This window comes from Streptomyces sp. NPDC027189 (assembly GCF_055566975.1).
Genome location: NZ_JBVHRI010000028.1, coordinates 60327 through 81310 on the forward strand (window position 1 = coordinate 60327; position 20984 = coordinate 81310).

Genomic DNA, 20984 nt, shown 5'->3' on the forward strand with positions numbered 1-20984 from the left:
TCCGTATGCTCCGAGGTATGGCTGCCCCTCCGCAGGAGAGACCGGGAGAGAAACCGGCCGTACGGATCTCCACCCCCAAGGGCAAATGGATCCTGCTGACCACCGTGCTCGGCTCCAGCATGGCCATGCTGGACTCGACCGTCGTCAACGTCGCGCTGCCGACCATCGGCCGTGACCTGGACGCGAGCCTCGCGGCCCTCCAGTGGACCGTCAACGCGTACATGCTGACGCTGGCCGGGCTGATCCTGCTGGGCGGGTCGCTCGGGGACCGTTTCGGGCGGCGCAAGGTGTTCGTCCTGGGTGTGGTGTGGTTCGCGTCCGCCTCGCTGCTGTGCGGTCTCGCGCCGAACGTGGGCGTGCTGATCGCCGCCCGCGCCCTGCAGGGGATCGGGGGCGCCCTGCTCACCCCCGGTTCGCTCGCGCTCATCCAGGCGTCCTTCCATCCGGACGACCGGGCCAGGGCCGTCGGCCTGTGGTCGGGCTTCGGGGGCGTCGGCGCGGCGGTCGGGCCGTTCCTCGGCGGCTGGCTGGTGGACGGCCCCGGCTGGCGCTGGGTCTTCCTGCTGAACATCCCGGTGGCGCTGGTGTGCGCCCCCATCGCGCTGCGCCATGTCCCCGAGTCGTCCGACGAGCGCACGCACCACGGCTTCGACGTCCTCGGCGCTACCCTGGGCGCACTCGCGCTCGCCCTGGTGACGTACGCCCTGATCGAGGCCCGCGGCGGCTCGGTGGTCGTCGCGGTGGCAGCGGTCGCGGGCGTGGCCTCGGGGGTGGCCTTCGTGTACGTGGAGCGGCGCCGGCCCGATCCGATGATGCCGCTCGACATCTTTGCCTCACGCCAGTTCACGGCCGTCAATCTCGTCACCCTGTGCGTGTACGCGGCCTTCGGCGGCTTCTTCTTCCTGACCGCGCTCCAGCTCCAGGTCGTGGTGGGCTACTCGGCGCTCCAGGCCGGTACGGCGCTGCTGCCGACGACCGTCCTGATGCTGCTGTTCTCGGCGCGCTCGGGGGAACTCGCCCAGCGCATCGGCCCGCGCATCCCGCTCACCGTGGGTCCGCTGCTGTGCGCGATGGGCCTGCTGCTGATGCTGCGCGTCGGCGAGGACGCCTCGTACGTCGTCGATGTGCTGCCCGCACTGCTGGTGATGGGTCTGGGCATGGTCACCCTGGTCGCGCCGCTGACCGCCACCGTCCTCGCCTCCGTGGACACCGCGCGGGCGGGCCTGGCGAGCGGCATCAACAACGCGGCGGCCCGCGCGGCCGGGCTCCTCGCCGTGGCCGCGCTGCCGCTGCTCGCCGGGATGGGCCCGGAGGCGTACCGCTCGGCGGACGCCTTCAACGCGGCCTTCCGGCGGGCGATGCCGCTGTGCGCGGGTGTCCTGGTGGTCGGTGCGGTGCTGGCCTACGCGACCGTACGCCGCCCGGCGCCCGACTGCCGGCGTCCCCAGTGCCGTACGCACGGGTGTGTGACGGCACCTCCGCTGGAGCCGGCACGCGCGGCCGCGCCGCCGGACTCGGGACCGGCTACGGCTTCCAGCGCTGGTCCGGCTTCGTGACGGTGCCGACGGTGTCGATCTTGTAGGCGAAGATCATCCGGCTGGCACTCGCGGTGGCGCCGGCCTTGTCGGGGAAGGTGTGGATGGCGATCGGCTTGTTCACGTCGGTGTCGTGGATCGGGTAGTTCATGTAGATCTTCGCCGTCTCGGAGGCCGGCGCGCCGATTCTCCGGTTCCGGGCGGCGGTCGTCGTACGCATGCGATCCCCCGTTGTCGTGAACACGTACAACTTGGTGGGTGATCGCAGTGTGCACGCGGAACCGTTCGCTCCAGAAGGGCCGTAGGCGACCGTTACCGATCACGGCCAATGCAGCAGACTGGAACCCATGACGATTCACGAGAACCTCCTCGGGGGACCGCCCCCGACCCACCTCCCCGATGACCCGGAGCCGCGTGAGCTCCTCGCGAACGGCACGGCGCCCGCCGATGTCGCCGCCAAGTACCCCACCTCCTCGCTCGCCTGGGCGCAGCTCGCCGACGACGCGTACGAGCGTGGCAGCGTCGTCGAGTCGTACGCCTACGCCCGTACGGGCTACCACCGCGGCCTGGACGCCCTGCGCCGCAACGGCTGGAAGGGCCACGGCCCGGTGCCCTGGGAGCACGAGCCGAACCGCGGCTTCCTGCGCGCCCTGCACGCCCTCGCCCGCGCCGCGCAGGCGATCGGCGAGCAGGAGGAGTACGAGCGCTGCAGCCAGTTCCTGAAGGACTCCTCGCCCACGGCGGCGCAGACGCTGGGCTAGTTCGCCGGTCAGCTGGCCAGCTGGTTCGGCTGTCGGCCGGTTCGCTGGTTCCGCGGGTGTTTGTGCGGGTCCGCCTGGTGTGACCGGGCGGACCTTGCGGTTTCGGGGGACGATTGTGGAGGATGCGCGGTGGGGACCGGGGCCCCCGTGTCGGTAACGGCAGGGGCGGACCGCTACCCGGAGTACGCATCAGGAGACAGCGATGTCGTCCCATCCGGCTCAGCCCGCAGAGGCTCAGGAGCCCGAGACCCCGCATCTCGACTTCCAAGGCACGACCCCGTACGAGGACTACGTACAGGCGGACGTGCTCACCCACCTCCAGCACACCCTCTCCGACGACCCCGGAGAGATGGTCTTCCTGGTGACCACCCAGGTCATGGAGCTGTGGTTCACGGTCATCGTCCACGAGTGGGAGACGGCGGCGAACGCGCTCCGCTCCGATGACGTCCCGACCGCGGTGGCCGCGCTGAAGCGGTCCGTACGGGAGCTGGAGGCGCTGAACGCGTCCTGGCGGCCGCTCTCGCAGCTCACCCCCGCCCAGTTCAACTCGTACCGCTCCGCCCTGGGCGAGGGTTCCGGCTTCCAGTCGGCCATGTACCGCCGGATGGAGTTCCTGCTCGGCGAGAAGTCCGCGTCCATGCTGGTCCCGCATCGGGGCGCGCCGCGCGTGCACGCCGAGCTGGAGAAGGCGCTGCACGAGCCGAGCCTGTACGACGAGGTGCTGCGGCTGCTGGCGCGCCGCGGGCACGCGATTCCGACGTCCGTGCTGGAGCGGGATGTGTCGCGGCGGTACGAGCCCTCGGGGGAGGTCGAAGCGGTGTGGACCGCCCTGTACGCGGGCCCCGAGGACGGCGAACTCGCCCGCCTCGGCGAGGCGTTGACGGACGTCGCCGAGCTGGTGTGGCGCTGGCGCAACGACCATCTCGTCGCCACCCGGCGCGCCATGGGCGCGAAGGCGGGTACGGGCGGCTCCGCCGGGGTGGCCTGGCTGGAGAAGCGGGCGCAGAAGAACGTGTTCCCGGAGCTGTGGACGGCGAGGTCCCATGTCTGAGTCTGAGTCCGAGCTGATCCTCAGGGCAGAGAAGCTGGACGCAGCCGATGAACTGGCGGGGCTGCGCGCACAGTTCGTGCTGGACGACGTGGTGTACCTGGACGGGAACTCGCTCGGCGCACTGCCGGTGGGGGTGCCCGGACGGGTCGACGACGTCGTGCGCCGGCAGTGGGGTGAGCTGCGTATCCGCTCCTGGGAGGAGAGCGGTTGGTGGACCGCGCCCGAGCGGATCGGTGACCGGATCGCTCCGCTGGTCGGGGCGGCGGCCGGGCAGATCGTGGTCGGCGACTCCACGAGTGTGAACGTCTTCAAGGCGCTGGTGGGGGCGGTGCGGTTGGCGGGGGACGGCCGCGATGAGATCGTCGTCGACGCGACGACGTTTCCGACGGACGGGTACATCGCGGCGTCGGCGGCGCGGCTGACGGGGTGCGAGCTGCGGCCGCTCGACCCGTCGGAGGTCCCGGGTGCGGTGGGCCCCCGTACGGCGGCGGTGTTGCTGAACCACGTCGACTACCGCACGGGCAGGCTGCACGACCTCCCCTCCCTGACCGCCGCGATCCATGACGCGGGCGCGCTGGCGGTCTGGGACCTGTGCCACAGCGCGGGCGCGCTGCCGGTGGGTCTGGACGCGCACCGAGTCGACCTGGCGGTCGGCTGCACGTACAAGTACCTGAACGGCGGCCCTGGCTCACCGGCGTACTTGTACGTCCGCAGCGACTTGCAGTCCCGCTTCGACTCCCCGCTGCCCGGCTGGAACTCGCATGCGGACCCCTTCGGCATGAGCCCGTCGTACGCCCCGGCCCCGGGTGCGCTGCGCGGCCGGGTCGGCACGCCGGACATCCTGTCGATGCTGGCCCTGGAGGCGGCGCTGGAGGTGTGGGACGGCGTCTCGATCGACTCCGTCCGCGCCAAGTCCCTCGCCCTCACGGACTTCTTCCTGGAGTGCGTCTCGGCGTACGTCCCCGAGGGCCGGGTGGAGTCCCTGACCCCGTCCGCCCCCGCGGAACGCGGCAGCCAGGTCGCCCTGCGCTGCGCGGAAGCGGGCACCGTGATGAAGAGCCTGATCGAACAGGGCGTGGTCGGCGACTTCCGCCATCCCGACGTCCTGCGCTTCGGCTTCACGCCGTTGTACGTGGGGTTCGGGGATGTGGAGAAGGCGGCGCGGGTGCTGGGAGAGGTACTGGGGGAGGTGCTGGGGTAGCTCTGGGAGCCGACGCTCCTCGCGTTCCGTCGGTGGGTGGGTCGGGGCCGTGCCGGTACATCCGCCCCGTCGCCGGCGGCAGATCGCTTGGGCTTCATGGCTCGGCCTGTTGGCAACCACGTAAGCGACGGGGCATGTGTGTACCGGCACGGCCCCTTCCGTGGTCTGGCGACTGCGGGGGCGTGGGGGCGTGGGAGCGTGCGGGTGCGGGTGCGGGTGCGGCTGGCGGAGGGGGCGAAAACCCTGCTCGCCCGCACCACCGCGTCGGGTCACCCGCCGACGACGTACACCCCAGCCGCGGCAGCGGCAACCGCGGCCTCGGCGGCCCGATCGGCGGCAGCGTCATCGGGAGCCGCCCCGGTGGTCAGCAAGGCGTAGTAGAGCGGCGCCGACACCGCCCGCACGACCAGCGCGGCATCGGTACCCGCCGGCAGCTCACCCCGAGCAACCCCTTGCTCCACACACGGCGCCCACTCGGCGACCCGCACGTCGTAGAACCTCCGCAACGCCTCCGCCGTACGCACGTCGCACGCCCCCGCGGCGATGACCGCCCGAAACAACGCCCCCTGCCGGGGATCCGCCAGCGTCCGCCGCACCAGCGCGGCATTGGCACGCAGATCCCCGAGCACGCTCCCCGTCTCCGTACGGGGAAGCGACTGCTCGGCCATATCGCTGAGCAAGTCGGCGACCAGCCCCGTCACCGACCCCCACCGCCGGTACACCGTCGTCTTGCCCACCTCGGCCCGCCGAGCCACATCGGCCAGATCGAGATGCGCGAACCCATGCTCGGCGAGCACATCCCCGGCGGCCCGCAACACGGCCGTACGGACACGGGCGGTACGCCCCCCGGGACGTACGGTGCCGGGCTCGGCGGACATGACGACCTCCTTCTGCGGGCATACGGACGCTACCCGCCAGCGTAACGAAACAACAGAACCGTTTAACCCTCACCGAGCGTGACAACCCCGTGTCGACGCACGTCACGGGCCTGATACCGTCCCCGCCAACGGCCGAATTCTCTCCTGGTCCGCCAAATCCGTTTCACCGCTGAGAGGTTGGAGCATGCAGGACGACGACGCCGCAGCCCAGGACGACGCCGCCGACGGAGCCGCCGCACAGCGCGCCGCCGCCGAGCACGAGGCGGCCCTGCAGCGCGACGCCGCGGAAGAGGCGTCGGCCTTCTCGCATCCGACCGTGGACCCCGACATCACCGCGTCGTACGGCGACCACCCGGATCAGGTGATCGACTTCTACGCCCCGCGCGAGCCGGACCCCGCGGTCCCCGCCCCCCTCGTGATCGTTCTGCACGGCGGCGCCTGGCGTGCCCCGTACGATCGCCGGCACATCACCCCGTTCGCGGACTTCCTGGCCCGCCGCGGCTTCGCCGTGGCGAATGTCGAGTACCGCCGGGGCGCCGCGGCCCCCGAGCCGAACAGCTTCCAGATCCCGGCTCAGAGTCAAGGCGCCACGGGCCCGATCGCGGGGCGCTGGCCCGACACCTTCGACGACATCGCGGCCGCCCTCGACGCGCTGCCCGCCCTCGTACGCGAGAAGCTCCCGCAGGCCGACCCCCGGCGCACAGTGGTCACGGGGCACTCAGCGGGTGGCCACCTGGCCCTGTGGGCCGCCGCCCGCCACCTCCTGCCCGCCGACGCCCCCTGGCGCACCGACCGACCCGCCCCCCTGCGCGGCGTCGTCGCCCTCGCTCCGATCGCGGACTTCCAGGTCGCGGAGAAGCTCGACGTGTGCGGCAATGCCGCCCGCCAACTGCTGGGCGGGGAGGGGAAGTTCGCCGAGCGACTGCCCTACGCCGACCCGGTGCACCTCCTCCCCACCGGCATCGCGACCACCCTCGTACAGGGCCGCACCGACATCGTCGTCCCACAGGCGGTCGCCGAGTCGTACGCCGATGCCGCCGCCAAGGCGGGAGAGGTGGTCGGCCTGACGCTCCTGGAGGAGGTCGGCCACTTCCCCCTGATCGACCCGGCGGCGGACGCGTGCGCCGTGGTGGCCGAGGAGATCGCCCAACTGGCCTGGTGACGTCCAACTGGCTTGTTGACGTCCAACTGGCCTGATGCCAAGGGGACTTGCCTCTCCTTCGAGCCGCCCCGGTCATACCCGTAGTACCTGAGAGCTACCTCTCAGGTGAGCTCCCCAGCGGGACGCCGACGACAGGTCACGGTCCGTAACTTCCCACGCTGTGGCCGCTGGCCGTCGTTCTCCATGTGGACCTCATTCGCTTCGGTCTCGGCGGCCCGTCCTGGCTCGGCTGGGTGAACGTCGCGGCGGGCTGGCTGGTGCCGTACACCCTGGGCGCGGCCTGGACGCGCGGTGAACTGGACCGGCGGCGCGCGGGCTGGGTGCTGTTGACCGGCGGCGCGGCCGCGACGGCGGCGCTGGTGGCGTGGGCCGGATATCCGGCCTCGATGGTCGGCGTGCCCGGCGCGGTGGTCTCCAACCTGAACCCGCCGACGCTGGCCGCGGTCACCTTCGGCCTGGCCCAGTGCGGCCTCGCCCTGGTGCTGCGCGAGCCGCTGCGCCGGGTGATGGCACGCGCCCGGTTCCGCGGTCCGTGTCGAGCTCTGGCACTTCCCGCGCGGCCTTCAGGTACGGGTCGTCAACTCCAGACCAGAGCGTCCCGCCCCGCCGTCCCCGGGCGCCGGGCACGGTCTGCTCGGCATGCGCGAGCGGGTGTCGATGCTCGGTGGCACCCTCGTGACCTCGGAGACGTCGTGCGGCGGATTCGCGGTAGCGGCCTTTCTGCCCCGCAACGGCGCCGCTGCCGCCGACGACGGCTCCGCCGACGACAACTCCACAGGCCCGACAGGAGAAGAGACCCCATGACGAGCGCGAGCGGCACCATTCGCGTACTGATCGCCGACGACCAGCAGATGGTCCGGCAGGGCTTCACCGTGCTGCTCAACACCCAGCCCGACATCGAGGTGGTCGGCCAGGCGGTCGACGGCCTGGACGCGATCGCCAAGGTCGCCGAACTCGCCCCGGACGTCGTCCTGATGGACATCCGCATGCCCGAGCTGGGCGGCATCGAGGCCACCCGCCGCATCACCGACGAGACACCCCGGATCAGGGTGCTGGTGCTCACCACCTTCGACCTCGACGAGTACGTGTACGACGCCCTGCGCGCCGGCGCCTCCGGGTTCCTGCTCAAGGACGCGTCCGCCGACCAGCTCGCCGAGGCGGTACGGGTGGTCGCGGCGGGCGACGCACTGCTCGCGCCCGGCATCACCCGCCGCCTCATCGCCGAGTTCTCCCGCCTCGACTCCACGCCCCGCGCCCCCCTCAAGCAGCGCGTGGGCGAGCTGACCGAGCGCGAGACGGAGGTCCTCGCACACATCGCCCAGGGCCTGTCGAACGCGGAGATCGCCGAATGCCTGGTCGTCGCCGAACAGACCGTGAAGACCCACGTAGGCCGCATCCTCGTAAAACTCGGCCTGCGCGACCGCACCCAGGCAGCGGTCTTCGCCTACGAGTCCGGCCTGGTCCGCCCCGCGGGCTACTGACCCCGCGAGTCGAGGGCACGACGACCCCAGCCCCCAGCCACTGGTCACCGCCCCGACCACCCCCAACCTCCACGCGCCACGTCCGCAGATGCCCGCCCCCACGCACCCACCCGCACCAGCGCCGCACGCCCACGCCCCCGCAGTCGCGCCACACGCACCCGCACCCGCACCAGCGCCGCACGCCCCACGCACCCGCAGCGCCGCACGCCCCACCGCACTCGCAGTCGCCGACGCACGCCCCCACGCACCCGCACTCGCCCACACACGGAAGGGGCCGTACCGGTACGTCGAATGCCTGTATCCGGACGGATCCGCGGCCGACGCCCACCAGGCAACCCACGGTTGATCCCGGATACGGGCGGATGTACCGGCACGGCCCCGACCCACCACCCGGCGAAGGGCGAAGGACCACCGTCGGCCGGCCACCCCACCGAAGGACCCCGCCCATACCCGTAGTACCTGAGACGGACCCACAAGGACCCTCCTCGCAGGTGACGACCGCGACCCCCACCACGGCCTACCGTTTTGAACGTGACCGAGACGACCCAGACGCAGATGACGCCGCCGGGCGGGGCCAAGCCACGCAGCCCGGAGTTCCGGCTGGCCGCGGACGCCCTGCGCGGGCTGCGGCAGGACTTGTTCCACGACGCCTTCGCCTACCGCCCGCTGCCGCGCATGCGAGTGGACGGCCCGCTCACCCGACGCCTGCCCGAGGGGATACGGGAGTACGCGGCCTGGACCCCGCACGCCGCGGTCGCGGCGGCCGGACTGCTGGCGATGGCCGTCGCCACAGCCGACGGCGACGGCGAGGGCCACGCCAGTGTCAGGACGCTGCTGTGCGCCCTCCTCGCGCTGATCCCGGTCCTGCTGACGCTGATCCGGCCGATCGGTGCCTTCTGGTTCTCCCTCGCGGCGACCCCGGTCGTCGCCGTGTTCGGCTCCAGCTGGAGCGACTGGCCGTGGCTGCCCGGCACCTTCGCCGCCCACCTGACGGTGCTGACGGTCGTGGCGCTCAGGACGAGGCCGCGCACCGCCGCCTGGATGTGGCTGCTGACCGCCACGTACGGGATGGGCGCCGAGACCGTCTTCGGCTCGGGCCACTACTACGGGACCAACACGGTGCCGCTGCTGTTCGTCTCCGCCCTGGCCCTCCTGGTCGTCACCGTCCTGCACATACGCCGTGAGGCGGAGCAGGAGGTCACCGCCCAGCAGTCGGAGACGGCGCACGAGCGTTCCAAGCGCACGCTCCTGGAGGAGCGCACGACGATCGCCCGCGAGCTGCACGACGTGGTCGCCCACCACATGTCGGTGGTCGCCATCCAGGCGGAGGCCGCTCCGTACCGGGTGGAGAACCCGCCGCCGGAGCTGGAGCAGGCCTTCGTCACGATCCGGGAGAACGCGGTCGCGGCGCTGACCGAGCTGCGCCGCGTGCTCGGTGTCGTGAGGGCCGAGGACTACGAGGCCCCGGACGCCCCCCAGCCCACCCTCGCCGACCTGGACGCGCTCCTCGCCAATGTGCGGGACGCGGGCCTGACCGTGGAGAAAACGGTCACCGGCGCGGTACGCGAACTCCCGCAGGGCGTCGAGCTGTCGGCGTACCGCATAGTCCAGGAGGCCCTCAGCAACACCCTGCGGCACGCGCCGGGCGCGGCGGCACGCGTCGAGATCGGGTACGTCCTCGGCGGGCTCGGCCTGCGGATAGTCAACGGCCGCGCGCCGGCGACGAGTCTGACGAAGTCCACCCACGGCGCGGGGCACGGCATCACCGGCATGCGCGAGCGGGTCACGATGCTGGACGGCGAGATGACGTCGGGCGAGACGGACGACGGGGGCTATGAGGTGACGGTGTTCCTGCCCGTACCCCCCGCCGAGGAGCCCGCATGACGGAAGGCACCAACCCCACCAGCGGCACCAACGCCACCAGTGGCTCCAGCGGCATCAACGACCTCAGTGGCGCCGGCGGTGCAGGCAGGGGCGCCATCCGCGTCCTGATAGCCGACGACCAGGTGATGGTCCGAGAGGGCTTCTCCGTGCTGCTCGGGGCGATGCCGGACATCGAGGTGGTGGGCGAGGCGGTCAACGGGCGGGACGCGGTCGAGCGGGTCCGTGAGCTCGCCCCGGACGTCGTGCTGATGGACATCCGCATGCCGGAGATGAACGGGATCGAGGCAACCCGGGAAATCGTCGCCGCGGACGGCGCCGCGAAGGTGCTGGTCCTGACGACGTTCGACCTCGACGAGTACGTGTACCAGGCGCTGCGCGCGGGAGCCTCCGGCTTCCTGCTCAAGGATGCCTCGGCGCGCCAACTCGCGGACGGGGTAAGGGTGGTGGCGGCTGGGGAAGCGTTGCTCGCCCCTTCCGTCACCAAGCGGCTCATCACCGAGTTCTCCAAGCTGGCGGACGCGCCCCGGCTCTCGGCCACGGCGCAGGCGGCGTACGGGGATCTGACCGAGCGGGAGACGGAGGTGCTGGTCCTCATCGCCCAGGGCCTGTCGAACGCGGAGATCGCCGGGCGGCTCGTCGTGGCCGAGTCCACGATCAAGACCCATGTGAGCCGCATCCTGGTGAAGCTGGGCCTGCGGGACCGTACGCAGGCGGCGGTGTTCGCGTACGAGGCACGGCTGGTCACGCCCAGGTGATCAGGGGTGTGGTCCGTGGACCGGGCGGGGGTCGCTCGTCGAGACGCCCCTGTTCAGAGGGGGGTGCGTGGGGCTAGCGTCCGTCCATGGCAGCTTTGGAGACTCCGCAGGCCTTCGACCCGTGGGACCCGGCGTTCGTGGCGGACCCGTACCCGGCGTACGAGGAGCTGCGTGCGCGGGGCCGGGTGCACCACTACGAGCCCACCAACCAGTGGCTGGTGCCGCATCACGCGGATGTGTCGGCGCTGCTGCGGGACCGGCGCCTGGGCAGGACGTATCAGCACCGGTTCACGCACGAGGACTTCGGGCGGACGGTGCCGCCGGCCGAGCACGAGCCGTTCCATGTGCTCAACGACCACGGGATGCTGGACCTGGAGCCCCCGGACCACACGCGCATCCGGCGGCTGGTGTCGAAGGCGTTCACGCCGCGCACGGTGGAGCAGTTGAAGCCGTACGTCGACCGGCTGGCAGGTGAGCTGGTCGCCGGATTGGTGGAGGCGGGCGGCGGCGATCTGCTGACCGATGTCGCGGAGCCGCTGCCGGTGGCGGTGATCGCCGAGATGCTGGGTATCCCGGAGTCGGACCGGGCGCCGTTGCGGCCGTGGTCGGCGGACATCTGCGGGATGTACGAGCTGAACCCGTCGGAGGAGACGGCGGCGACGGCGGTCCGGGCGTCGGTCGAGTTCACCGAGTATCTGCGGGAGCTGATCGAGGTCCGGCGCAAGGAGCCCGGGGACGACCTGATCTCGGGGCTCATCGCGGCGTACGACGAGGGCGACCGTCTCACCGAGCAGGAGATGATCTCCACGTGCGTGCTGCTGCTGAACGCGGGGCACGAGGCGACGGTCAACTCCACGGTGAACGGCTGGTGGGCGTTGTTCCGCCACCCCGACCAGCTGGCCGCCCTCCGCGCGGATCACTCCCTGATTCCCACGGCGGTGGAGGAGCTGATGCGTTACGACACGCCGCTTCAGCTCTTCGAGCGCTGGGTGCTCGACGATATCGAGATCGACGGTACGACCATCCCCCGCGGCGCGGAGATCGCCATGCTCTTCGGCTCCGCCAACCACGACCCCGCGGTCTTCGCCACCCCGGAGAAGCTGGACCTGGCCCGCACGGACAACCCCCATATCTCCTTCAGCGCGGGCATCCACTACTGCATCGGCGCGCCTCTGGCCCGCATCGAACTGGCCTCCTCCATGACCGCGTTGCTGACCCACGCCCCCACACTCACCCTCTCGGAAGAGCCCACCCGAAAGCCGAACTTCGTGATCCGGGGCCTGGAGGGCTTGAGGGTGACGCTCTGACGAACCCCGTCAGGGGCGCGGGGAACTGCGCGACAGGCCCCCACCCACCCGGAGCCAAAAATCAACCCAGGGGGGTCTGGGGGCGCAGCCCCCAGATACGGGACGGGTGGGGGTGGAGGGGGCGAAAACCCACGCCACCTCCACCCCCACCCCACCCGCACCCTCTCCCTTGTCCCCCTCACGTACTCAGATCCCGCCGCCGCAACCCCACCAGCCCCGCCGCAGTCAGCAGCACCGCGATCCCCGTGGAACAGCACTTCGGCGAGGGCTGAGAGCCCTCGCCGAAGGGGTGGACCGGCGGCTGCGGGCCCATCGTGGCTGGTCGCGCCCACGCGGCGGAGCCGCATGTGTCACAGCTCCGCGCCTCTTAGCGGCGCTCCCGGTCCCAGGAGTCGGCTGTCACCGTTCCTTTGTCTCCTCCAGCACCGTCCGTCCCAGCAACGCGTACCGCTCCGGTGCCCGGCGCTTCAGGTAGGTCGCGTAGCCGACCCCACCCACCGCGATCAGGGCGACGATCCAGGGCGTGGACTTCAGGATGAGTGAGCCGGACTCGGTGCCGGCCGCGGCGCCCATGTTGGAGACCAGCAGGACCACCACGCCGAGCATCGCGAGGCCGCCGAGGAGCGGCGCGGTGAAGGTCTTGAACCAGTGCTTGCTCTCGGGGTGGTTGGTGCGGAAGTAGGCGAGGACCGCGAAGGAGCAGACGGCCTGCACCACGAGGATGGCCATCGTGCCGAGGATGGCGAGCAGGACGTACGTACCGGTGTAGGGGTCCTTGCCGGCGATCCAGAACGCGCCGATCAGCACACCGCTCACGACCGTCTGCACGAGACCCGCGATGTGCGGGGAGCCGTGCTGGGGATGGGTGCGGCCGATGGTCCTCTGCAGGGACGGGAGTACGCCCTCGCGGCCCAGCGCGTACATGTAGCGTGCGGCGCAGTTGTGGAAGGCCATGCCGCAGGCCAGCGAGCCGGTGATCATCAGCCACTGCATGACGTCGACGGCCCAGTGGCCGACGTAGTGCTCGGTGGGGTTGAAGAACAGCGCCAGCGGGTTCGCGGACGAGGCCGCCTTCACGGCTTCCGCCTCCCCGTTGCCCGTGATGGCCATCCAGGAGACGAAGACGTAGAAGACGCCGACGCCGAGCACGCTGATCATCGTCGCCTTGGGGATGATCTTCTTCGGGTCGCGGGACTCCTCGCCGTACATGGCGGTCGACTCGAAGCCGACCCACGACCAGAAGGCGAAGAAGAGACCGAGCCCGGCGCTGGTGCCCTTGAAGGCGTTGACGGGGTTGACCGGGCCGAAGGTGAAGCCGTGCGGGCCGCCGCCGTGCAGGGCCACGGAGATCGCCATCGCGGCGAGGACGGTGACCTCGGTGGCGAGCAGCACGACGAGCAGCTTCTCGGCGACCGAGACACCGAACCACGTGCCCGTGGCGTTGATGGCCAGCATCAGGATCGCGAACGCCCACCACGGGACGTCCACCCCCGTCTGGTCCTTCAACGTCCCCGTGGCGAAGGTCGAGAAGATGCCGATCAGGGCCGGCTCGAAGACGACGTACGCGAAGGTGGCCAGCAGGCCCGAGGCGAGTCCGACAGTGCGGCCGAGGCCGTACGAGATGAAGCCGTAGAAGGCGCCGGTGGAGGTGATGTGCTTCGCCATCGAGGTGAAGCCGATCGCAAAGATGGCCAGGACGACCATTGCGACGAGGTAGCTGGCGGGGGCGCCGATGCCGTTTCCGGCCGACACCATGAACGGCACGTTGCCCGTCATGGCGGTGATCGGGGCCGCGGTGGCGACGGCCATGAAGACCACGCCCAGCAGGCCGATCGCGTTCGGCTTCAGCCGGTGGACGGTGCCTCCGGGCTCGTCCGCCGTGGCCGGTGCCCCAGGGATCACGCCCTCTTGTACTGCCATCGGGTGGCCCCTTTCCGCATGCGCTCAGTCGGTGATCGTTGGTGTGCGACGAGCCGGAATCCTGCTGGGCGAATGAGTCGGCCGGCGAGTCCGGGCGTTAAATGTTTGTCAATCAGACCTTTAGAGCGACACGGGAACGAACGTCTGCGTTAACTCTCCGGCCGGGCGTGGACCCGGCGCCGTACCCCTTCGTACGGTCGCCGTCATGAGCACCTACACCGCCACCCTCGGCGGCCGGAGTCACCAGTTCGACGGACTGGCCCGGCTGCTCGCCGCCGCGAGCCCCGAGCGCTCCGGCGACCGGCTCGCCGGGCTCGCCGCCGAGTCCGCGCAGGCGCGGGTCGCGGCGCGGTGGGCGCTGGCCGAGGTGCCGCTCGCACGGTTCCTCGCCGAGCCGGTGATCCCGTACGAGGACGACGACGTGACCCGGCTGATCGTGGACGGCCATGACGCGGTGGCCTTCGCGCCCGTCTCCGGGCTCACGGTGGGGGAGTTCCGGGAGTGGCTGCTGTCCGAGGCGGCGGACGCCGCGAGCATGGCCGCGCTGGCACCCGGGCTCACGCCCGAGATGGTGGCCGCCGTCTCCAAGCTCATGGGCAACGCGGACCTGGTGGCGGTCGCCCGCAAGGTGCGGGTGGTCACCGCCTTCCGCTCCACGATCGGCCTGCCCGGCCGCCTCGCCACCCGCCTCCAGCCCAACCACCCCACCGACGACCCGGCGGGCGTGGCGGCGGCCCTGCTGGACGGACTCCTCCTCGGCTCGGGCGACGCGGTGATCGGCATCAACCCGGCGACGGACAGCCCGAAGGCCGTACGGGATCTGCTGGAGCTGTTGGACGGGGTGATCGAGCGCTACTCCATCCCCACCCAGTCCTGCGTCCTGTGCCACGTCACGACGAGCCTCGACCTGATGGAACGGGGCGCCCCCGTCGACCTCGTCTTCCAGTCCATCGCCGGTACGCAGGCCGCGAACGCCTCCTTCGGTGTCACCCTCGGGCTGCTCGACGAGGCGTACGAGGCCGCCAAGGGGCTCGGCCGGGGGACCGTCGGGCAGAACGCCCTCTACTTCGAGACCGGCCAGGGCAGCGCGCTGTCCGCCGACGCACACCACGGGGTGGACCAGCAGACGGTGGAGGCGCGGGCGTACGCGGTGGCCCGCCGCTACGACCCGCTGCTGGTGAACACGGTGGTGGGCTTCATCGGCCCGGAGTACCTGTACGACGGCCGCCAGATCCTGCGCGCGGCCCTGGAGGACCACTTCTGCGGGAAGTTGCTGGGCCTGCCGATGGGCCTGGACATCTGCTACACCAACCACGCCGACGCGGACGACGACGACATCGCCACCATGCTGACGATGCTCGGGGTCGCGGGCGCCTCCTTCGTGATCTGCACGCCTGGCGGCGACGACATCATGCTCAATTACCAATCGGCCTCGTATCACGACGCGTTGTACCTGCGCGAGGTCCTCGGGCTGCGCCCGGCGCCGGAGTTCGAGGCGTGGCTGGAGCGGATCGGGCTGCTGGACGTGGGCGGCGGGATCAGGGATGTGTCGGGTACGGCCCATCCCTTGATGACGATCGGCAAGGAGACAGCCGCATGACGGACGACCGTGAGCTGGGCCAACTGGCAACGCTGGTAAGGGCCTTGGTGGCACCGCCCGAGTCCGACGCCGCTCTGTGGGCCTCCCTCCGCCGCCACACCCAGGCCCGGATCGGGCTCGGCCGGGCCGGCTCGGCGCTTCCTACACGGCACCGGCTCGAACTGCAGGCTGCGCATGCGGCCGCGCGGGACGCGGTGCACTCGCCCTTCGACCCCGACGTGGTGGCGTCCGCGCTGATCGGTGTGCCGACGATACGGGTGCGCAGTGCCGCTCCTGACCGGCTCACCTACCTCCAGCGCCCCGATCTGGGCCGGCGGCTGGACGACCTCGATCGCGCCCACCTGCCGCGCGACGACTGGGACGTGGTGTTCGTGGTCGCCGACGGGCTGTCGAGCCGGGCGGTCCATGACCACGCGGCGCCGGTGATCCGTGAGACGACGGCCCTGCTGCCCGCGGCCTGGCGCGTCGCCCCGGTCGTCCTCGCCGAGCAGGCGCGGGTGGCTCTCGGTGACGACATCGCGGAGGCGCTGGGGGCGACGTTGGCGGTGGTCCTCATCGGCGAACGCCCTGGAATGTCGGCGGCCGACTCCCTCGGCGCGTACCTGACGTATGCCTCGCGCCCCGGCCACACCACCGACGCCGAGCGCAACTGCCTCTCCAACATCCGGCCCCCGCTGGGCCTCACCCACGCGGTGGCCGCCACCAAACTGGTCGCCCTCATGCACCGGGCGCGGGAGCTGGGTGCCACAGGGGTGGCCCTGAAGGACGAGTCGGACGCGCCGCAGCTGTCGGCGGGGTAGGTTTTTCGCCCCCCTCCGCCCCAGACCCCCGCTAAAAGATCGCGCAGTTGCCCGCGCCCCTGAAAAGGGGCGCGGGCAACTGCGCGAACGGGGTCTGGGGCGGAGCCCCAGGTACGGGATGGGTAGGGGCGGCGGGGGCGAAACACACCCCGCCGTCACCGCACCGGCAACGTCAACCCCCACGCCCCCTCCCGCACCGTCCACGTCCGAGTCCGTACAGGCCCGCCCACCACTGAGTCCGCCCGATACCGGAAATCGGCGCCGGAGACGGTGACCCGGCGCCCCACGGCCCGGAGGGGCGACGCCTCCGCGCCCACGGACACCGGCCGGACCTCGACCTCCGCACCGCCCGCCGGGAAGCCCGGCGTCACGCACACCGTCTCCACGGGCTGGTCGAGGTCGACGACCGTGACCCCGTCGACCTCGACACGGAGCCGGGAGGGACCGGGCCCGGGCACGGAGGCCGGCCGCGGGGGCCGGGCGACGAGGGTCCGGACGAGGGACTGGCAGGTGCGCAGCCAAGGGCGGGCCCCGGCATCCTCGTCGACGGGGCCGGCATCCCCGTCGACGGGAGCGGGGGAGGGCAACGAGGGGATCCGCAGCGCCCCCAGCACCACCCCGTCGCTGTCGTCGACGAGCAGATCCATCCGCCGCTCGACCCCGTCGAGCACGGCCCGGGCCGCCGCCACGGCCCCCGTGGGCACCCCCAGCGACCGCGCCAGCGAGAGCACGCCCCCCACCGGCACCAGCGACAGCGCACACGCGGCGAACTCCCGCTGCCGGTGCAAAAGGGACACCGCCCGCAGCAGAGCCCGGTCGTCGCCGACGACGACAGGCCTCCGCGACCCCCGACGGGCCAGCGCCCGGGCGAATTCCTCGGGCCCCGCGGGGAGGCACACTTTCGTCGCCGCACCCGCGCTGAGCACGTCTTTCGCGATCCGTACAGACTCGCCGTCCATCCGTCGGGCGACCGGGTCGATGACCACCAGAAGCTGGTCGGAAGCCGCCACCTCGGTCATGCCTCGCTTCCTCGGGTAGCATCTTGGTGCAAGAGCCCCTTGCGCTATTGCGCCAGGGGCTTCGTCTATTCCGGGGCATCCGGTCCGACGGTCGCGGCCAAAGGAGGTCGCCGGCGTACGCAGCCGTATCGAAAACCAGCCGCGTACGTCCCCGACCTTGGACATGCCCCGCCCGGAAGGGGTGTACGCCTGTGCCCGCACTTGTGCTGCTCGGTGCTCAGTGGGGTGACGAAGGCAAGGGAAAGGCCACCGACCTGCTCGGTGGATCCGTGGACTATGTGGTGCGCTACCAGGGCGGCAACAACGCCGGCCACACGGTAGTCGTGGGCGATCAGAAGTACGCCCTCCACCTCCTCCCTTCCGGAATCCTCACACCGGAGTGCACTCCGGTGATCGGAAACGGAGTCGTCGTCGACCCGTCGGTGCTGTTCTCCGAGCTGAACGGCCTTGGCGAGCGAGGCGTCGACACCTCCAAGCTCCTGATCAGCGGAAACGCGCACATCATCACGCCCTACAACGTGACGGTGGACAAGGTCACCGAGCGCTTCCTCGGCAAGCGGAAGATCGGGACGACCGGGCGCGGCATCGGGCCGACCTACGCCGACAAGATCAACCGTGTCGGCATCCGTATCCAGGACCTCTATGACGAGTCGATCCTGACGCAGAAGGTCGAAGCGGCCCTCGAGGTCAAGAACCAGCTGCTCACCAAGCTCTACAACCGCCGCGCCATCGAGGCCGGCCAGGTCGTCGAGGAGCTGCTGAGCTACGCGGACCGGCTCAAGCCGTACGTCGCGGACACCGTCCTGGTCCTCAACCAGGCGCTGGAGCAGGACAAGGTCGTGCTCTTCGAGGGCGGCCAGGGCACGCTCCTCGACATCGACCACGGCACGTACCCCTTCGTGACGTCCAGCAACCCGACCGCGGGTGGCGCCTGCACCGGTGCGGGCGTCGGCCCCACGAAGATCAGCCGGGTCATCGGCATCCTCAAGGCGTACACGACCCGCGTCGGCTCGGGCCCGTTCCCGACCGAGCTCTTCGACGAGGACGGCGAGGCGCTGCGGCGGATCGGCGGCGAGCGCGGTGTGACCACCGGTCGTGACCGGCGCTGCGGCTGGTTCGACGCGGTCATCGCCCGTTACGCGACCCGTGTGAACGGTCTGACCGACTTCTTCCTCACCAAGCTGGACGTGCTCACCGGCTGGGAGGAGATCCCGGTCTGCGTGGCGTACGAGATCGACGGCAAGCGCGTCGAGGAGCTCCCGTACTCCCAGACCGACTTCCACCACGCGAAGCCGGTCTACGAGACGCTCCCGGGCTGGTCGGAGGACATCACGAAGGCCAAGACCTTCGCGGACCTCCCCAAGAACGCCCAGGCGTACGTCAAGGCCCTCGAGGACATGTCCGGCGCGCCGATCTCCGCGATCGGTGTCGGCCCGGGCCGCGACGAGACGATCGAGATCAACTCGTTCATCTAGTACCTCTGGTACGGCTCTTGAGCAACTCGTTCGTCGAGTACGGCTCCTGACCAACTCGTAGGGCTCGCAAGGCTCTTGGAAGCGCCCCCGGTGAGGCTTCGGCCGACCCGGGGGCGTTGTCGTGCCATGCCCATCCTTGACCGGGACATGGGCTGCTCCTGGTTTCGGCAGGGGCCAGGTGCGACCACGATCTACGCGTGTAGTCCCCGCACGGCTCGCACGGCCCGTTCACCTGCCCTCGCCACCCCACTCCCAGGAGCCCCGTATGCCCGTGAACCCCTTGAACCGCCGGGAGTTCGTGAAGAAGTCGGCCGTCACCGGTGCGGCCGTGGCCGTCGCGGGGACGGCCGCCGCGGCGCCCGCCCGGGCCGCCGACCGGCACCCCGAAAAGACGCCGCGCACCTGGTCGTTCTCCATCCTCGGCACCACCGACCTGCACAGCCACGTCTTCGACTGGGACTACTACACCGACGCGGCGTACAAGGACAGCAAGGGCAACTCGGTCGGGGTCGCCCGCGTGGCCACCCTCATCAAGCAGCAGCGGGCCGCCAAGGGTGAGCACCGTGTCCTGCTGGTCGACGCGGGCGACATCATCCAGGGCACCTCGCTGGCGTACTACTACGCGCGCGTCGCCCCGATCACCGGCGCCGACGGTCACAAGGGGCCCAAGCACCCGATGGCGATCGCCATGAACGCCATGCGGTACGACGCCGCCGCGCTCGGCAACCACGAGTTCAACTACGGCATCGAGACGCTCCGCACGTTCGAGAAGCAGTGCCACTTCCCGCTGCTCGGCGCCAACGCGCTGGACGCGAAGACCCTCCGGCCGGCGTTCCTGCCGTACACCGTGAAGCGCATCTGCGTACCCGGCGCTCCCGACATCAAGGTCGGCATCCTCGGGCTGACGAACCCCGGAATCGCTCTGTGGGACAAGGACAACGTCTCCGGGAAGATGGCGTTCACCGGGCTCGTGGAGCAGGCCAAGAAGTACGTCCCCCGCCTCCGCGCCCTCGGCTGCGACGTCGTGTTTCTGACCGACCACTCCGGGCTCGACGGCTCTTCCTCCTACGGCACCGAACTCCCCTACGTCGAGAACGCGTCGAACCTCGTGGCCGAGCAGGTTCCCGGTATCGACGCGATCCTCGTGGGCCACACCCACACCGAGGTCTCGTCCTACACGGTGACGAACACCGAGACCGGCAAGGACGTGGTCCTCTCCGAGCCGTACTGCTACGGCATGCGCCTGACCGTCTTCGACTTCGAGCTCGAACTCGACCACGGCCAGTGGAAGGTGACGGGCACCAAGGCGCAGACCCTCAACAGCAACACGGTCGAGGAGGACGCGGAGATCACCGAGCTCCTCAAGGCCGACCACGACCTCGTGGTGAAGTACGTCAACACGCCGGTGGGCACGTGTACCGCGGACCTGTCCGCGGCCGAGGCCTGCTGGAAGGACGTCCCGGTCATGGACTTCATCCACCAGGTCCAGATGGCGACGGTGGCCTCCGGCCTGTCCACGGCCGACGCGGCGCTCCCGCTCATCTCGGTCGCCGCGCCCTTCAGCCGGACCGCCGACATCCCCAAGGGCGACGTCACCATCCGCGACGTCGCGGGGCTCTACATCTACGACAACACCCTGTACGGCAAGAAGCTCACGGGCGCGCAGCTCAAGGAATACCTGGAGTACGCGGCGAAGTACTACCACCAGGTGCCGAGCGGCACGAAGGTCGACACCGCGACACTGACGAACGCCAACAACTTCTGGGACTACATGTACGACACCGCCGCCGGCGTCTCGTACGACATCGACATCGCCCAGGCCGAGGGGTCGAGGATCAAGAACCTCAGCTACAACGGCACCGCGGTCGCCGACGACCAGGTCTTCGTCGTCGCCGTCAACAACTACCGCGCCAACGGCGGCAGCGGCTATCCGCACATCGCCTCGGCCGACATCGCGTACAGCTCGACGAACGCGATCCGCCAGCTGATGATCGACTACGTGACGTCCAAGGGCACGCTGGACCCCGCCGACTTCGCCGCGACCAACTGGAAGCTGACGCAGGACGGGACGCCGGTGTTCTAGGCGATCACGCGGACACCACCTGATCTCCGCGACCGATGTCCTCTTGAGGGGGCTGTCGGTCGCGGTGGTGGT

The 20984-nt window shown here is 70.7% G+C and carries 17 protein-coding genes; 13 read left to right on the forward strand and 4 right to left on the reverse strand.

Going from position 1 to position 20984, the window contains the following annotated elements; all coding sequences use genetic code 11:
- Window positions 1-17 precede the first annotated feature (17 nt).
- A complete protein-coding gene (locus ACZ4RZ_RS41385; RefSeq protein WP_467752688.1) occupies window positions 18-1556 on the forward strand; it encodes an MFS transporter in 1539 nt (512 codons plus the stop codon).
- On the opposite strand, the gene ACZ4RZ_RS41390 is transcribed toward ACZ4RZ_RS41385, so the two are convergent.
- A complete protein-coding gene (locus tag ACZ4RZ_RS41390; protein WP_467752690.1) occupies window positions 1525-1755 on the reverse strand; it encodes a hypothetical protein in 231 nt (76 codons plus the stop codon). The two genes, ACZ4RZ_RS41385 and ACZ4RZ_RS41390, sit on opposite strands and share 32 nt — an antisense overlap.
- Before the next feature lie 127 nt (window positions 1756-1882).
- On the opposite strand from ACZ4RZ_RS41390, the gene ACZ4RZ_RS41395 reads away from it, so the two are divergent.
- The 3 genes from ACZ4RZ_RS41395 (at window position 1883) to kynU (ending at window position 4548) form a co-directional block, all read left to right on the forward strand.
- Window positions 1883-2296, forward strand: coding sequence for a DUF3151 domain-containing protein (locus ACZ4RZ_RS41395; RefSeq protein ID WP_467752692.1), 414 nt, complete (start codon window positions 1883-1885; stop codon window positions 2294-2296).
- A gap of 202 nt (window positions 2297-2498) precedes the next feature.
- Window positions 2499-3347: a tryptophan 2,3-dioxygenase family protein gene (locus ACZ4RZ_RS41400; protein WP_467752694.1), complete on the forward strand. Its 849-nt coding sequence runs from the start codon at window positions 2499-2501 to the stop codon at window positions 3345-3347.
- Window positions 3340-4548, forward strand: coding sequence for a kynureninase (gene kynU, locus ACZ4RZ_RS41405; RefSeq protein ID WP_467752696.1), 1209 nt, complete (start codon window positions 3340-3342; stop codon window positions 4546-4548). Before ACZ4RZ_RS41400 ends, kynU begins: the two co-directional genes overlap by 8 nt.
- Before the next feature lie 269 nt (window positions 4549-4817).
- Here the strand turns inward: kynU and ACZ4RZ_RS41410 are convergent, their stop codons facing one another.
- The gene (locus tag ACZ4RZ_RS41410; RefSeq protein WP_467752698.1) at window positions 4818-5426 is read right to left on the reverse strand and encodes a TetR/AcrR family transcriptional regulator; all 609 of its coding nucleotides are present in this window, start codon (window positions 5424-5426) and stop codon (window positions 4818-4820) included.
- A gap of 184 nt (window positions 5427-5610) precedes the next feature.
- On the opposite strand from ACZ4RZ_RS41410, the gene ACZ4RZ_RS41415 reads away from it, so the two are divergent.
- The 5 genes from ACZ4RZ_RS41415 (at window position 5611) to ACZ4RZ_RS41435 (ending at window position 12015) form a co-directional block, all read left to right on the forward strand.
- A complete protein-coding gene (locus tag ACZ4RZ_RS41415) occupies window positions 5611-6588 on the forward strand; it encodes an alpha/beta hydrolase (RefSeq protein WP_467752700.1) in 978 nt (325 codons plus the stop codon).
- Window positions 6589-7388: 800 nt separating this feature from the next.
- Complete coding sequence (locus tag ACZ4RZ_RS41420) at window positions 7389-8069, forward strand: response regulator (protein WP_467752761.1); 681 nt, start codon at window positions 7389-7391, stop codon at window positions 8067-8069.
- Window positions 8070-8600: 531 nt separating this feature from the next.
- Window positions 8601-9953: a sensor histidine kinase gene (locus ACZ4RZ_RS41425; protein WP_467752701.1), complete on the forward strand. Its 1353-nt coding sequence runs from the start codon at window positions 8601-8603 to the stop codon at window positions 9951-9953.
- Entirely contained in the window at window positions 9950-10708 is a 759-nt protein-coding gene (locus ACZ4RZ_RS41430; protein WP_467752703.1) for a response regulator, read from the forward strand. The genes ACZ4RZ_RS41425 and ACZ4RZ_RS41430 overlap by 4 nt, the downstream gene beginning before the upstream one ends.
- Before the next feature lie 86 nt (window positions 10709-10794).
- Window positions 10795-12015: a cytochrome P450 gene (locus ACZ4RZ_RS41435; protein WP_467752705.1), complete on the forward strand. Its 1221-nt coding sequence runs from the start codon at window positions 10795-10797 to the stop codon at window positions 12013-12015.
- Between the two features lie 399 nt (window positions 12016-12414).
- Here ACZ4RZ_RS41435 and ACZ4RZ_RS41440 read toward each other — a convergent pair whose 3' ends face one another.
- Window positions 12415-13935 carry an APC family permease gene (locus ACZ4RZ_RS41440; RefSeq protein ID WP_467752707.1) on the reverse strand — a complete coding sequence of 507 codons (1521 nt, stop codon included), beginning with the start codon at window positions 13933-13935 and terminating at the stop codon, window positions 12415-12417.
- 205 nt (window positions 13936-14140) lie between these two features.
- On the opposite strand from ACZ4RZ_RS41440, the gene ACZ4RZ_RS41445 reads away from it, so the two are divergent.
- Window positions 14141-15535, forward strand: coding sequence for an ethanolamine ammonia-lyase subunit EutB (locus ACZ4RZ_RS41445; RefSeq protein WP_467752709.1), 1395 nt, complete (start codon window positions 14141-14143; stop codon window positions 15533-15535).
- On the forward strand, window positions 15532-16335 hold the full coding sequence (gene eutC / locus ACZ4RZ_RS41450) for an ethanolamine ammonia-lyase subunit EutC (protein ID WP_467752711.1): 804 nt from the start codon (window positions 15532-15534) through the stop codon (window positions 16333-16335). The genes ACZ4RZ_RS41445 and eutC overlap by 4 nt, the downstream gene beginning before the upstream one ends.
- A 155-nt stretch (window positions 16336-16490) precedes the next feature.
- Here the strand turns inward: eutC and ACZ4RZ_RS41455 are convergent, their stop codons facing one another.
- Window positions 16491-17354 carry a diacylglycerol kinase family protein gene (locus ACZ4RZ_RS41455; RefSeq protein WP_467752713.1) on the reverse strand — a complete coding sequence of 288 codons (864 nt, stop codon included), beginning with the start codon at window positions 17352-17354 and terminating at the stop codon, window positions 16491-16493.
- A 191-nt stretch (window positions 17355-17545) separates the two neighbouring features.
- Between ACZ4RZ_RS41455 and ACZ4RZ_RS41460 the strand changes: the two genes are divergently transcribed.
- Together ACZ4RZ_RS41460 and ACZ4RZ_RS41465 are read left to right on the forward strand one after the other, a co-directional pair.
- On the forward strand, window positions 17546-18829 hold the full coding sequence (locus ACZ4RZ_RS41460; protein WP_467752715.1) for an adenylosuccinate synthase: 1284 nt from the start codon (window positions 17546-17548) through the stop codon (window positions 18827-18829).
- 265 nt (window positions 18830-19094) lie between these two features.
- Window positions 19095-20912, forward strand: a complete 1818-nt coding sequence (locus tag ACZ4RZ_RS41465; protein WP_467752717.1) for a bifunctional metallophosphatase/5'-nucleotidase — start codon at window positions 19095-19097, stop codon at window positions 20910-20912.
- Window positions 20913-20984 lie beyond the last annotated feature (72 nt).